We start from the raw sequence: 13,555 nt of genomic DNA, 5'->3' as shown, positions 1-13,555 counted from the left end.
ACTCAGATACATCTGTTAATGCATTCTATTTGAAGAAAGCTAGGCAAACGAAGCGCAAGCAACGTAGATAAGACCATAGCGAGTAAGCATACCAGTTGTGCTGGCGACCATAGCAAGAGTGAACCACCTGATCCCTTCCCGAACTCAGAAGTGAAACCTCTTAGCGCTGATGGTAGTGTGGGGTCTCCCATGTGAGAGTAAGTCATCGCCAGCTCATTATTCCAAAAGCCCTCTGCTCACGCAGGGGGCTTTTTTTATGCGTGGGGTTTCTAGAAAAAGAAGTAAATAACCTCCTAATTATACCTAGATAATAAAAATATAAATAACGTGAAAAGTATAATTAATTAACTTCGCCTTATTTTCTTATTGGTCTGTCTAAAAATTATTCAATCTACGACTTTAGCCTAAATTTTATTAAAAACATCTAACTTGGTAAGTTTTGCAGTAGACAAGGTTTAAAGAATCATCCATTTTATATACAAAAGTGAATGAACGTTCATTTTTTCATAGAATAAAAAAGCTCACAATTGGAGGTGAGGAAAAATGACAGCAACAACAGTGAATGTGAATGCTGTAGTGGATGAAGCAAAGTTTAAACCTTTTCATTTAAAGATCGTACTTTGGTGCGTATTTGTCGTTATTTTTGACGGTTATGATCTGGCAATCAACGGTGTTGCTTTACCCCTACTGATGCAAGAATGGAATATGACGGCAGTTCAGGCCGGAATGCTTGCAAGTACCGCTCTGGCCGGCATGATGTTTGGTGCCATGCTCTTCGGTATGCTGGCAGATAAAATTGGACGAAAAAATGTCATCCTGATTTGTGTGACCTTATTCAGTGGATTTACGTTCTGGGGCGGTTTTGCCTCTGGTCCGACTGAATTTGGCATCCTGCGTTTTATTGCGGGCTTAGGTATTGGTGGTGTTTTACCGAATCTGGTCGCATTAACTTCTGAATATGCGCCACAAAAAATGCGTAGTACCTTAGTCACTACCATGTTTAGTGGTTATGCAGTTGGCGGGATTATGGCGGCGTTATTAGGTGCCTGGTTTACCCCAAGTTTTGGTTGGGAAATCATGTTCTATATCGCAGGTATTCCATTATTGGTGCTACCTATACTGTATTTGTATTTACCGGAATCTTTAACTTTCCTGGTAAAGAAACAGCAAAATGAAAAGGCCAGCAAAATTGTTCAACAGATCAGTCCTGAGCAAAATGTCACTGCAAGTACCCAGTTTGTACTGAATGAAGTGCATGCACCCGATGCTTCAATTGCTGCTTTATTTAAGCAGGGCCGTAGCATGAGTACCTTATTATTCTGGTGCTGCTTCTTTATGTGTCTGCTTATGGTCTACGCATTGGGTAGCTGGTTACCAAAACTGATGATGGCAGCGGGTTATTCTCTGGGTAACAGTTTAATGTTCCTGATGGCGATGAATATTGGTGCAGTGGTTGGAACCATTGGTGGTGGTATTCTGGCAGATCGTTTCCATCTGAAACCGGTCATTATTGGCATGTTCCTGTTGGGTGCAGTTTCATTAGTTGGATTAGGCTTTAACTCTCCACAGGCTGTGATCTATCTATTAGTCGCTGCTGCAGGTGCTTCAGCAATTGGTAGTAGTATTCTGCTCTATAGTTTCGTGGCTCAGTACTATCCATTGGCAATCCGCTCTACTGGTATTGGTTGCGCGTCTGCAGTCGGTCGGGTAGGGGCAATCGTTGGTCCAATTATTATTGGATTCCTGTTAGGTATGGAGCTGCCACACAAAATGAACTTCCTGGCAGTTGCGATTCCAGCCATTATTGGTGCGATTTCAGTGGCGATGATTGTACGTAAAGATCTGAATGCAGAACGAAATGCTGAGACCTTACTGGCGAAACAGAAGCTGAATTCTATTAAAACCTAGTCACTTTTTGCCAATCCACTTGCTATAAATCTTAATTGAGTCAAAAGATCCCTTTCATAAGAAAGGGATTTTTTGTTCAAAGTATAAAAATCATTCATAAAAAATCGAATAAATCAAAAAATCATTGGTCTATAGACTATTTATATAGGCATTTTAATGAGAATAATAAATGTCTAAATATTCAATTATTTAGCTTTATAAAAATGTGATAAATCACACAAATAACCTCTATTTAATGGCTGAAATAGCTCCATCATTTGGTCTTATTGTGCGCTAAATCTCACTTGCGTATATTGCTAAAACTTGAATACTCCCCCGGATATTCAAAAGGATTTTATGGACAAGTACTCATGGGAGATGAGAACGATGACAACGGAAACAGTAGATATAAATTCTGTAGTCGATAATGCGAAATTTACGCCTTTTCACTTCAATGTAGTTGCTTGGTGTTTACTCATTATCTTGTTTGACGGCTACGATCTAGCAATCAATGGTGTTGTTTTACCTTTATTAATGCAGGACTGGGGCTTAAGTGCCGTTCAAGCGGGAATGCTTGCCAGTACTGCACTTGCCGGCATGATGTTTGGCGCGATGATCTTTGGTTCTCTAGCAGATAAAATTGGCCGTAAAAAAGTCATCATGATCTGTATCGTATTATTCAGTGGTCTGACCTTTGCCGGTGGCTTTGCTTCAAACCCGACTGAGTTTGGTATTTTACGCTTCCTTGCTGGTCTGGGCATTGGTGGTGTAATGCCAAACCTGGTGGCACTGACCTCTGAATATGCACCACAAAAAATGCGTAGTACTCTAGTGACGACCATGTTTAGTGGTTATGCGGTAGGTGGTGTAATGGCTGCCTTATTAGGTTCATGGTTTACCCCAAGTTTTGGTTGGCAAATCATGTTCTTTATCGCAGGTATTCCATTATTCTTATTACCAGTGATCTGGAAATTTCTGCCAGAATCTTTAGCCTTTATCGTCAAAGACAACAAACAGGAAAAAGCACGTCAAATAGTACGTCGTTTGGCTCCAAATCTAAGTGTTACAAAAACTACCACCTTTAAACTGCCACAGGAAAATGTACCTGAAGCAGCAAACGTGGTAAGCCTGTTCCGTCGTGGCCGTGCCGTAAATACGTTATTGTTCTGGGTAGCTTTCTTTACTTGCCTACTAACCATGTATGCACTGAGCAGTTGGTTACCAAAGCTAATGATGGCAGCGGGCTACTCAATGGACAACAGCCTAATGTTTATGATGGCGATGAACGTGGGTGCAGTGGTTGGCATTGTCGGTGGTGGTATTTTGGCTGACCGTTTCCACCTGAAACCGGTATTGATGTTCCTCGGTATGATGGGTGCGATTGTGATGAGCTCAATGGGCTTTGCATCTAACCAGTTCCTGCTTTACATCTTGGTGTTCCTGGCAGGTGCAGCATCAATCGGTTCGCAAATGTTGCTATACAGTTATGTTGCACAATTCTACCCATTGGCAGTACGTTCAACAGGTATTGGCTGGTCATCTGCGATTGGTCGTATGGGTGCGATTGTTGGCCCGATCCTGATCGGTGGCTTACTGGGTATGAACCTGCCTGCACACTTTAACTTTATGGCAGTCGGTTTACCGGTACTGATTACAGCGATTGCAGTTGCTTTGATCATGCATGATGATGAATCTGAAAAGATTGGTTCAGCAGATACCGTTCCTGCAAAAGCTTAAACCTTGAGTTTGAAATAAGAAGCCTCTGAAAGGGGGCTTTTTTATGCTATAAGAATTTAATTTTTAAAAATAAATTTCAAAAGATGAGTGAAGAACAATTAATAGCTGAAGCTATTTTGCAACTTAAACAAGAGTCGAATGTCATTAAAGATTATATTTTCCCGATAGCTATGGCACTTTTTTCTTCATTGATTGGTGCAGTAATAGGGTATAGGGTTTATTTAAGACAAGAAAAGCTAACTGCAGAAAAAAGGAAGCTAGATATACTTAATAAATGGATTTTGATCGCAGATGAAATGCATCAATCATTACTTGCTACTAAATATAATTATTACGGTAATTTAACTTCAAATCCATATCAGAGATTTCTCGTTGTTCCATCAATTATTGGTATGGGAAAAAATTATCAACTTGAATATCATGAATTAGTTTTCATTACAGACCAAAAAGAAACTAAATGGTTGAACGTAGCCTATCTAAGAACTCTTTTTGCTAATTACAACACTTTGCGTTCAATGTGGAATATTAGAAATGAACTTAATGATAAAGTCCGTATACAGTTCTTTAAAGCTAATAATTTAAATACGGCATATGCTGATTTAAGTGATGAAGAAATAGAGTCAAAAATTAATCAGAGTGATTTATCTTGTTTAATTGATCTAACAGAGCGTAGTTTACGGCTTACCGATGACTTAATTATTGAATTTTATAAATTTTTAAACGAATTTCCTACAGCTGTAAGTAAGAAAATAGATTTAAAGTTATTGAAAAATTATGGGTTTATATTACATCTTGATTTTAAAAAGAATAAAGCAGTACATCTTTTATTAGAGGAATGTCCTTTACCTGATTATAAAAAAATATCAAAAATTACAGGAAAGACTGAAGAAGAACTTATGGCAAGATATAGTCCATTATTTAAGTAAAAATAGTAATGGGTAAAATATATGGAATTTAATTCTATCTCCCCAATCCCTGACGATGACGATGAACTGCATCTTCCTGAACTGGTGTACTGGGCATCCTTAGGTGATATTGAACAGGTCGAACAAGCCTTGCAGGAAGGTCTGGATGTGAATTCAGCCGATGAAGAAGGCTATAGTGCCTTACATGCAGCTGCTGAAAACGATCATCTGGAAGTAGTTAAACTGCTGGTGAGCAAAGGCGCAGATGTCGATCATCGCAGTACCTATACCGCTTTGGAACTGGCAGAAATGGCCGGTAATAAAGATGTAGTGGCTTATCTAAAAAGCCTAAAAGGTGGCATTTAAATAAAATAAGATCAAGAAAATAAAAAGCCTCCATCTGGAGGCTTTTTTATAGTATGAACTTAGGCAACATCGCCTTCCAGTTCTTTTAAGATAGCGTCATTGAAAGCAGGAATGTCATCCGGATTACGTGAAGTAATCAGTACCCAGTCGCCAGTATTGCAACGGTGAACTTGTTCATCGACCCATTTACCACCGGCATTTTCCAGATCCAGTTTGAGGCTCTTGTACGAAGTCAGGTTTTTATCCTTAATTCGCTGTGCATCAATCAGAACCCATGGCGCATGACAGATTGCGGCAATTGGTTTTTGCTGATCAGCAAAATGCTGCACGATTTTCTGGGCAGATTCATTAATTCTTAAAGTATCTGCATTCACAGTGCCACCAGGAACAACCAAGAGATCATAATCATCCAGTGTGACATGATCAAAACTGGTATCAGGCGTATATGAGGTAGCAGCTTTAGTATCGCCTTTTACAGTCGCCACCTCTTCATTTTTTTCTGCCGCATGAATCACTTCAAATCCTTTGGATTTTAGAAAATTTAGAGGCTCGACCAGTTCATCATGTTCAACGCCTTGGTTTGAAGTAATAAAGAGGACCTTTTTTACCATGATTGCTGTTCCCAAAAAATGTGAGGATTTTCAGATTAACAACAAAGTGATTCTTACAATGTTGGATTTTTAGCTCGGAACTGTTAAACAATGCTAAGAATTTATAGATAAAAAAAGCCCCAACATCCTGTTGGGGCTTTTTTCGTATCTCGTGTCTAGGTATAACTCCTGTCGTACCTCACGTCCTGGTGCACTGCTTTATTCTTCTTGTTTTTAGGTATTTGAGCTTCCTGCTTTGTATGTTTATAGAATAGTCTGAACCTAAAAACTGGCATAGACGTCGATGACATCTATCTTTGTACGTCTGGGCTTACAGGGTGAAGACTAATTTTCATAAGTCATTATATTATTTAGAAGTGTATATCTAAGCCGATATAAGGACCTTTAAATTCCAGTTCCAAATCTGGCGCATTATTTTGTTCGGCATCAATATTCATGATGCGATAGCCGACTTTAGCCCCTACATCGACCAGCAGGTTATCAATAAAGTCATATTGCAGTTCAGCCTGAACATCAGTCTTTTTAATATCGCTACCATGACTGTAAACCGCTTCAGCTTTAGCACTCATGCCAGTAAATGGCAGTTTTACCCCAGCTGTAGCATAGAGTAATGGACTGTATTCATCTAGATCGTACTGAGTCAGGGCACCTGCATTCAGATTTCTGACTGTACCATCCAGATTGGTCAGACCAGCACCGATATCAGCATGCACAATGGTATCCAGCAGTTCGTAATACAGAATATAGTCGATATTATTAAGTTCGATATCGGCAGCATTCAGCGGGGTGCTTTGTTCGCTATTATTGTCCAGATTCACATATTTGATTTTGGCATTTGGCAGTAGTGGTGCTGGATGTTCAAATGCGACAGAGAGTTGTGCCGTGCCTTGGCGATCCAGGTCCTGTTTGCTGGCATTGGCAGACTGGCTATAACCGTCAAAATTCCAGTAGCTGGCATCTGCTTTAAGACCAATCACATCCGCATGGCCTATGCTGCTCAGCCCTAATCCTAGTAATAATGCAGTGAATAATTGTGTACGCATTTCTAATTTTCCTTACGCTTTCTTTAAATTGAGCGATTTTGTTACCTAAATACATCTTCTTAAACGTAATCAGTAGGTGCATGATATAGGTAATTTCTAAAATGTATATGCTAATGTGAAGGGCAGAATAATGGGATCGACAGCAGCACAACATCATCAAGACTATCCATTATATGTGGCAGGACAGCCGGTACAAACGGGTGAATGGCTGGAGGTCAAACATAAATATAGTCAGGAGCTTTATGCACGTGTCGCGCTGGCAGATGCTGAAACTTTAGAAAAGGCGATTCAGTCTGCGACTGAGGCAGAAGCAGAAATGGCAGCGTTGGAACCTTTCCAGAAACAAAAAATTCTGCTGCATTGTGTGAAGCGGTTTAATGAAATCCGTGAAGAACTGACTGAAATCCTGATTGCGGAAGGTGGCAAGCCACGTAAAGCAGCTGGCGCAGAAGTAGAACGTCTGATCAATACTTTCCAGATTGCGGCAGATGCGGTCACCCAAATGGATCAGGGGCGTATTTTGCCTCTGGCAGTCACCGCCGCAGCTTCCGGTTATCAGGGCATGGTGAAACAGGTACCGATTGGCGCTGTTTCCCTGATTAGTCCGTTTAACTTTCCATTAAATCTGACTGCACATAAAATTGCGCCGGCAATTGCTGCAGGTTGTCCATTCGTGTTGAAACCGGCGAGTCTGACTCCAGTTTCAGCCTTAAAAATTGCCGAGATTCTGGCAGAAACTGATTTACCGAAGAATGCTTTTTCAGTTCTGCCGTGTCCACGCGATCTTGCAGATGTACTGGTTACAGATGACCGTTTTAAATTGCTAAGCTTTACCGGTTCCGATGTCGTGGGCTGGGATATGAAAGCCCGTGCCGGCCGCAAAAAAGTTACTCTGGAACTCGGTGGCAATGCCGCAGTGATGATTGAGCCAGATACTGAACTCAGTGAACAGCTGATTGACCGTCTGATTGGTGGCGCTTATGGTCATGCAGGGCAGGTGTGTATCAGTGTGCAACGTATTCTGGTGCATCAGGATATTTTTGAAGAACTGAAAGACAAGCTGGTTCAGAAACTGCAACATCTGAAAGCCGGTGATCCCGATTTGGAAACAACTTTGCTGGGGCCAATGATCAAGGAAGCTGAAGCTAAACGTTTGCATCGCTGGATGGAAGATGCCGTAGCGCAAGGTGCTAATGTACTGACTGGTGGTGAAGTGAAGGGTGCGATGTTTGAACCGATCCTGTTGGAAAAGGTAGATCATCAACTGGAAATTTATCGTAATGAAGTGTTTGGTCCGGTCGCCATTATTGAAGCTTATAGCGATTTTGAATCAGGAATTGCCTGTATTAATAGCAGTCGCTTTGGTCTGCAAGCCGGCATCTATACCCAGAATCTGCAGAAGATGATGTATGCCTGGGATCATCTGCATGTGGGTGGTGTCATCATTAATGATATTCCATCTTTCCGTGTTGATAATATGCCTTATGGTGGTGTCAAAGATTCCGGTCTGGGCCGTGAAGGTATTCAGTCTGCGATTCGTGACATGCAGGAAGAACGGATGCTTGTCATCAAATGTTAAGCTGACCGAATCAATCAGTACTGTTCCACAATCGGGATAATTAAGACCGGTTGTGGAATTTTGCTTTTTATTGCTTAAAAAGGTAGCAGCGTAGGCAGAAAATATAGGCTGAATAAATGAAGACACAGCTCTGTTTTTATTCAGAAGAAAATAAGCGAGGAAGGTATAAAAATACTTTTTCAATCTCTATTTAACACTTGATGAATTAAGAGCGAAAAATTGCTTGAAAACTGTAGTAAAACTTAAAAACAATATATTCCAAAAAGTTTATATACATATAACCAATAAAATCAAGGGATCAGCGTAGAATTATTGAGCATTTGATAAGAATAGATTATAAAAAAGGAATGTTTTAAGCAGAAATTACAGAAAAAAATTGAAAAAGTCAGTATTGTTGAACCATCTACAAGGTCGGCTTTCTGCTCAGACTTTAAGCAAGCTGTCCGGCTAGCTGACCTGTTTGTATATTAGAATTCGATGCCCAAAAGGTATAACTCTAATTCAAACACCCGAAATAATTGAAATGCTTCTTCAGTGCTCGCGACATAACCATAACAAGCAGTATTGAATGAAGTTTAAAGTTTAGGTGTTCTATGACAGATACTCGAGAGAATTGGTCGGCACGATCAGGATTTATTATTGCAGCCATTGGCTCTGCCGTTGGTTTGGGGAATATTTGGCGCTTTCCATACGTTGCCTATGAAAATGGCGGCGGGGCATTCCTGATTCCTTATCTGATTGCGATTTTTGCAGCAGGTTTACCTCTATTATTTTTAGATTATGCAGTCGGACATAAGTTCCGCAAAGCACCACCAATGGCCTATAAAAAACTCATGAATGCAGAATCTCTGGGTTGGTGGCAGGTCATGGTGACCCTGATCATCGGGATTTATTATGCCAGCGTCCTGTCTTGGGCCGGCAGCTATATGATTTATTCCTTTGGACAGCAGTGGGGCACAGATACACAAGCCTTTTTCTTCAATAGCTACCTGCAAAATGGTGAGGGCCTGACCTTCGGTTTCGTCCCTGTACTGTTCTTTGGTTTAGTGGTTGTTTGGGCAGCCGTGATGCTGATTCTTTACGGTGGGGTACGCCGTGGGGTGGAACTGGCGAATAAAATCTTCATGCCATTACTGGTAATTTTATTCACGATTCTGGTGATTCAGGCGGTACGTTTACCGGGTGCAGTCGATGGCTTAAATGCTTTCTTTACCCCAAACTGGGAAGCCATGACCAATTATAAAGTCTGGTTGGCTGCGTTTGGTCACATCTTCTTCTCACTCTCAGTGGGCTTCGGGATTATGTTGACCTATGCCTCTTACCTGAAACGTAAAACTAACCTGACCGGTTCAGGTGTCGTGGTGGCATTGGCTAACTCGTCTTTTGAAATCCTGGCAGGTATTGGAGTTTTTGCAGCGCTTGGTTTTATGGCGTTCAGTTCAGGTGCGAAGGTTGAAGATGTGGTCTCTGGTGGTATCGGTCTGGCCTTTATTGCCTTCCCGAAAATCATTTCCAGTTTAGGTGCCGGTGGTGACCTGTTCGGCTTCCTGTTCTTTGGTTCATTAACGGTGGCAGGTATTACCTCTATGGTCAGTATTCTGCAGGTGCCAATTGCGGCATTCCAAGACAAACTTGGCTGGTCGAAGAACAAGTCAGTGACTATTATTGCAGGTGGTTCAGCAGTTGTATCCACCTTGATGTTCTCGACTCATAGTGCCATTACCTTTGTCGACATCATTGACTACTTCGCTAACAACATTGGTATTGTGGGTGGTGGTCTGTTCTCGATTATTTTATTGTCCTGGTTCCGTCGTCCATTGATGAAACAGCTGGAAACACATGTGAACGAGTTTGCCAGCCTGAAGCTGGGTGGCAGCTGGAAATTCATGTTGACTGTGATCACGCCGTTATCTTTATTATCAGCATTGGGTTTAACCTTAAAATCAATCATGGCAGAAGGTTATGGTGATTATCCTGCAAGTACGCTATGGATGATTGGTGGGGGCACGATTGCATTCTTTATTCTGGGTGCCATTCTGTTCAGTCTAGTGAAAGATCGTCATAGTTAGGAGAACGAATATGAATACATCTGCATTAATTATGATGATTTTCTCCATGGTTTTATTATGGGGTGGTCTGGCACTGGCTGTCATGCATCTGGCAAAAAATCCAGAAGAACCAGAAGACTAAAAATCTTCACATAAACACATTGTTGCTGTAAATGAAAGTCATTATCATCTTTGCTGATAATGACTTTTTTTAATGGGTAGACTTATGGGAATTGCTCCCGTTACCGATGCACAAGTCTATACTGCTTTTGCAGTGACATTTTTGGCAGGTCTGGCTACCCTGGTGGGTGGGGGATTGGTGCTGTTCTTAAAAAAACCGAATTACCGGGTTTTAGCCTTTGGACTGGCCTTTGCTGCCGGAGCAATGATCTATGTCTCGCTCACAGAAATTCTAAACAAATCGATCAGTTCATTTAGCCTGGCCTTTGATGAAAAATCCGGTTTTGCTTATGGTACTTTTGCCTTTTTATTGGGTGTAGTACTGGTCTTATTGCTGGATCGATTCGTTCCTAATCCGCATGAAACCATTGAGGCACAATCGAAACAGGATCTGAGTCAGCCGCAATTACTAAGAACAGGACTACTGACGTTATTTGCGATTAGTGCACATAACCTGCCAGAAGGATTGGCGACTTTTTTTGCGACGCTGGAAAGTCCTGCACTGGGTGCACCATTGGCGGTTGCCATTGCGATTCATAATGTGCCTGAAGGTGTTGCGATTGCATTACCGGTCTATGGTGCAACAGGCCGTAAAGACTATGCACTTGTGGCCAGTCTGGTTTCAGGCTTTGCTGAACCTCTGGGCGCTGCGCTGGGTTATTTCATTCTGGCGCCGTATATGAGTCATACCATTTATGGCATGGTGTTTGGGATTATCGGTGGGGTGATGGTTTATCTGGCACTAGATGAACTCTTACCGACTGCAAAACGTTTTTCTAAAGGTCATGAAACCGTTTATGGTCTGGTCAGTGGGATGGCGGCACTGGCGACCAGTCTAGTGATTTTTAAATTTGTACAATAAGAATTTCAAATCAAAACAATAAAAAAGGCAGCCAAAGCTACCTTTTCTTTTAGCAATATCATTTAAGCAGTTTTTTCAATCCGGCAATAGAAGAAGCCATCGCCTTGACCGGTTTTAGGTAGTAGCTGACGGCCATGGATCTGTTCAATGCCCCAATCTGCTTCGATCTTGATTTCCTTAGCATCTGCATGTTTGCTAAAGAATTTGACCATCTGCTGTTCATTTTCCGCTTTGAGAATTGAACAGGTGATATAGAGCAGGGTGCCACCGACTTTCAGTTGCTGCCACATATTTTCCAGAATCTGCTTTTGCAGCTCTACTGTCTGGGTAATATCGGTTGAATGACGTAACAGACGAATATCTGGATGGCGACGCATTACACCGATGGCTGAACATGGCGCATCCAGCACGATACAGTCCGGCTGTTCCGGTGCCTGCCAAGTGATGGCATCTGCGGCTTTAATTTCAACGTGTTCGCCTTCCAGTAACAGGCGTTCAAGATTCTCAGTGACACGCGTTAAACGCTTGGCATCCTGATCAAGAGCGATCAGTTTACGCGGCTGATATTTTTCTAGAATATGCGCCGTTTTACCACCCGGTGCTGCACAGGCATCAATCACAAACTTGTCATCCAGATTTGGCAACAAGGTAGCGCAGAGCTGGGCATGTTCATCCTGTACCGAAAAACCACCGACATCAAAGCCAGGTAAGTCAGGTACCTGTACAGTGGCATCGAGAATAATCCCGACCTTGGAAACAGTACAGGCATGGGCAGGAATTTCGTGCTCGTCCAGAATTTCCAGATAGTCTGCGCGGCTAACCTGACGTTCATTTACGCGCAGGGTCAGTGGAGCAATCTGCTTTAACTCATGACTCAGCTCAGTAAGCTGCTCTGGCCAGTCTTTTTTCAGGCGTTTAAATAGCCAGCTTGGCAGGCCATGAGCCTGATCCAGTGCTGCCTGAAATTCCGATGTTTCACGTGAAACACGGCGCAGGATGGCATTCACTACGCCACTTAAAGCCTGATAACCAAGTTGCTTTACTGCAGTCACGGTTTCAGAAATGGCAGCGTGTGGCGCGATTCGGGTTTCCAATAACTGGTATAGGCCGACATAGAGACAGGTTTCGACCGTATCATTATTTAAAGGCTTCACCAGCAGTGGCAGAGTAATACTTTTAAGTGCGTACCATTGACGCAAAGTACCCAAAACCAGTTCATGGAACAGGGCACGATCACGGTCAGCCACTTTCTTTAAATGCAGCGGCAAGATGCTGGCCAGAGATTGTCCTTGCTGTACAGCAAGTAAGGTACGAATCACTTGGGCACGCAAGTTAAGGTGAGATGTGCCTGATTCAGAATGACTCATGCCAATAATTGTCCTACATGTAATTTTTGGGTCTGGTTAATTTGTACCGGATTGAGCGGTTTGCCGCCCGGCCATTGTAGTGAAGTGAGACACACTGCTTTTTCATCACCACAGGCCACATGTACACCCTGTTTATCAATCGCTAGAATCGTGCCAGCGACATGACAGTGTGCATTTTTTTCTGAAAGTACCGAACCCCAAACCCGCAGGTTGTTATTTTCATCCAGAGGAATAAAAGCGACTGGCCAAGGATTAAAGGCACGGATATTACGGTCAATATTAGAGGCAGTACAGCTCCAGTCAATTCGGGCTTCTGCCTTAGACAGCTTATGAGCATAGACGGTAAGTTCTTCGTCCTGCACTTCCCGGGCAGCTAAATACTGTTGTAATTTTTCTTCAGATTCCAGTACCGCTACAATTGCTTCAGCACCTTGAGCAGCTAATTTATCATGCAGGCTGGCTGAGGTATCTTCTGCAGTAATTGGACATAAGGTTTTATACATCATGTCACCAGTATCCAGCCCGGCAGCCATTTTCATGATGGTCACGCCAGTTTCGTGATCACCTGTTGCAATTGCACGTTGGATCGGCGCAGCACCACGCCAGCGTGGCAGCAGTGAACCATGAATATTCAGGCAACCATATTTAGGCGTATCCAGAACCACTTGCGGCAAAATCAGACCATAGGCAGCTACAACCATCACATCAGCATTCAACGCTTTTAACTCAGCCTGAGCAGCAAGACCTTCTTCAGTTGAAGACTTGAAATGAAGTGGCTGATATACCGGAATGTCATGTTCAAGCGCCAGCTGTTTCACAGCAGAAGCGGTAAGTTTCTGACCACGACCGGCTTTACGGTCCGGCTGAGTATAGACCGCCACAATTTCATGATCGGTTTTGAGAAGCGCAGCCAATGCAGTTGCTGCAAATTCTGGTGTGCCTGCAAATATGATTTTCACACATGAAATTC

General features: G+C 42.4%; 12 protein-coding genes and 1 rRNA gene. 9 read left to right on the top strand and 4 right to left on the bottom strand.

Going from position 1 to position 13,555, the window contains the following annotated elements; translation table 11 throughout:
* Positions 1-99: 99 nt before the first annotated feature.
* The 5 genes from rrf to G5T77_RS02050 all read left to right on the top strand — a co-directional run bounded on the left by rrf (position 100) and on the right by G5T77_RS02050 (position 4,895).
* Positions 100-214: ribosomal RNA gene (gene rrf, locus G5T77_RS02070) — 5S ribosomal RNA — on the top strand.
* 329 nt (positions 215-543) lie between these two features.
* Positions 544-1,908, top strand: a complete 1,365-nt coding sequence (locus G5T77_RS02065; RefSeq protein ID WP_166137440.1) for an MFS transporter — start codon at positions 544-546, stop codon at positions 1,906-1,908.
* A 366-nt stretch (positions 1,909-2,274) separates the two neighbouring features.
* Complete coding sequence (locus tag G5T77_RS02060) at positions 2,275-3,624, top strand: aromatic acid/H+ symport family MFS transporter (protein ID WP_166137437.1); 1,350 nt, start codon at positions 2,275-2,277, stop codon at positions 3,622-3,624.
* Between the two features lie 83 nt (positions 3,625-3,707).
* On the top strand, positions 3,708-4,550 hold the full coding sequence (locus tag G5T77_RS17105; RefSeq protein WP_240904216.1) for a hypothetical protein: 843 nt from the start codon (positions 3,708-3,710) through the stop codon (positions 4,548-4,550).
* Between the two features lie 21 nt (positions 4,551-4,571).
* Positions 4,572-4,895 (top strand): ankyrin repeat domain-containing protein, encoded by a 324-nt coding sequence (locus G5T77_RS02050; RefSeq protein WP_166137434.1) that lies wholly within the window; start codon positions 4,572-4,574, stop codon positions 4,893-4,895.
* Positions 4,896-4,954: 59 nt separating this feature from the next.
* Here the strand turns inward: G5T77_RS02050 and G5T77_RS02045 are convergent, their stop codons facing one another.
* Together G5T77_RS02045 and G5T77_RS02040 are read right to left on the bottom strand one after the other, a co-directional pair.
* On the bottom strand, positions 4,955-5,506 hold the full coding sequence (locus tag G5T77_RS02045) for a type 1 glutamine amidotransferase domain-containing protein (RefSeq protein WP_166137431.1): 552 nt from the start codon (positions 5,504-5,506) through the stop codon (positions 4,955-4,957).
* A 350-nt stretch (positions 5,507-5,856) separates the two neighbouring features.
* Positions 5,857-6,549 (bottom strand): TIGR04219 family outer membrane beta-barrel protein, encoded by a 693-nt coding sequence (locus tag G5T77_RS02040; RefSeq protein ID WP_166137429.1) that lies wholly within the window; start codon positions 6,547-6,549, stop codon positions 5,857-5,859.
* Positions 6,550-6,679: 130 nt separating this feature from the next.
* Between G5T77_RS02040 and G5T77_RS02035 the strand changes: the two genes are divergently transcribed.
* The 4 genes from G5T77_RS02035 to zupT all read left to right on the top strand — a co-directional run bounded on the left by G5T77_RS02035 (position 6,680) and on the right by zupT (position 11,218).
* Positions 6,680-8,128, top strand: a complete 1,449-nt coding sequence (locus G5T77_RS02035; protein ID WP_166137426.1) for an aldehyde dehydrogenase family protein — start codon at positions 6,680-6,682, stop codon at positions 8,126-8,128.
* Positions 8,129-8,721: 593 nt separating this feature from the next.
* Positions 8,722-10,197, top strand: a complete 1,476-nt coding sequence (locus G5T77_RS02030) for a sodium-dependent transporter (RefSeq protein ID WP_166137423.1) — start codon at positions 8,722-8,724, stop codon at positions 10,195-10,197.
* A gap of 10 nt (positions 10,198-10,207) precedes the next feature.
* Positions 10,208-10,318: a methionine/alanine import family NSS transporter small subunit gene (locus G5T77_RS02025; protein WP_004780392.1), complete on the top strand. Its 111-nt coding sequence runs from the start codon at positions 10,208-10,210 to the stop codon at positions 10,316-10,318.
* Positions 10,319-10,402: 84 nt separating this feature from the next.
* Entirely contained in the window at positions 10,403-11,218 is an 816-nt protein-coding gene (gene zupT / locus G5T77_RS02020) for a zinc transporter ZupT (protein ID WP_104426819.1), read from the top strand.
* A 62-nt stretch (positions 11,219-11,280) separates the two neighbouring features.
* Here the strand turns inward: zupT and rsmB are convergent, their stop codons facing one another.
* Positions 11,281-12,585, bottom strand: a complete 1,305-nt coding sequence (gene rsmB, locus G5T77_RS02015; RefSeq protein ID WP_166137421.1) for a 16S rRNA (cytosine(967)-C(5))-methyltransferase RsmB — start codon at positions 12,583-12,585, stop codon at positions 11,281-11,283.
* Entirely contained in the window at positions 12,582-13,544 is a 963-nt protein-coding gene (fmt, locus tag G5T77_RS02010) for a methionyl-tRNA formyltransferase (protein WP_166137418.1), read from the bottom strand. Before fmt ends, rsmB begins: the two co-directional genes overlap by 4 nt.
* Between the last annotated feature and the right edge of the window lie 11 nt (positions 13,545-13,555).

Origin of the sequence: Acinetobacter sp. GFQ9D191M, from assembly GCF_011174875.1 — a bacterium.
GTDB lineage: Bacteria > Pseudomonadota > Gammaproteobacteria > Pseudomonadales > Moraxellaceae > Acinetobacter.
This window is presented reverse-complemented; position numbering and strand designations above follow the sequence as displayed.

What these genes read in the sequence shown, in the direction of transcription:
- G5T77_RS02065 (WP_166137440.1), top strand. Translation starts at nt 544, where the DNA reads ATGACAGCAACAACAGTGAATGTGAATGCTGTAGTGGATGAAGCAAAG.
- G5T77_RS02060 (WP_166137437.1), top strand. Translation starts at nt 2,275, where the DNA reads ATGACAACGGAAACAGTAGATATAAATTCTGTAGTCGATAATGCGAAA.
- G5T77_RS17105 (WP_240904216.1), top strand. Translation starts at nt 3,708, where the DNA reads ATGAGTGAAGAACAATTAATAGCTGAAGCTATTTTGCAACTTAAACAA.
- G5T77_RS02050 (WP_166137434.1), top strand. Translation starts at nt 4,572, where the DNA reads ATGGAATTTAATTCTATCTCCCCAATCCCTGACGATGACGATGAACTG.
- G5T77_RS02045 (WP_166137431.1), bottom strand. Translation starts at nt 5,506, where the DNA reads ATGGTAAAAAAGGTCCTCTTTATTACTTCAAACCAAGGCGTTGAACAT.
- G5T77_RS02040 (WP_166137429.1), bottom strand. Translation starts at nt 6,549, where the DNA reads ATGCGTACACAATTATTCACTGCATTATTACTAGGATTAGGGCTGAGC.
- G5T77_RS02035 (WP_166137426.1), top strand. Translation starts at nt 6,680, where the DNA reads ATGGGATCGACAGCAGCACAACATCATCAAGACTATCCATTATATGTG.
- G5T77_RS02030 (WP_166137423.1), top strand. Translation starts at nt 8,722, where the DNA reads ATGACAGATACTCGAGAGAATTGGTCGGCACGATCAGGATTTATTATT.
- G5T77_RS02025 (WP_004780392.1), top strand. Translation starts at nt 10,208, where the DNA reads ATGAATACATCTGCATTAATTATGATGATTTTCTCCATGGTTTTATTA.
- zupT (WP_104426819.1), top strand. Translation starts at nt 10,403, where the DNA reads ATGGGAATTGCTCCCGTTACCGATGCACAAGTCTATACTGCTTTTGCA.
- rsmB (WP_166137421.1), bottom strand. Translation starts at nt 12,585, where the DNA reads ATGAGTCATTCTGAATCAGGCACATCTCACCTTAACTTGCGTGCCCAA.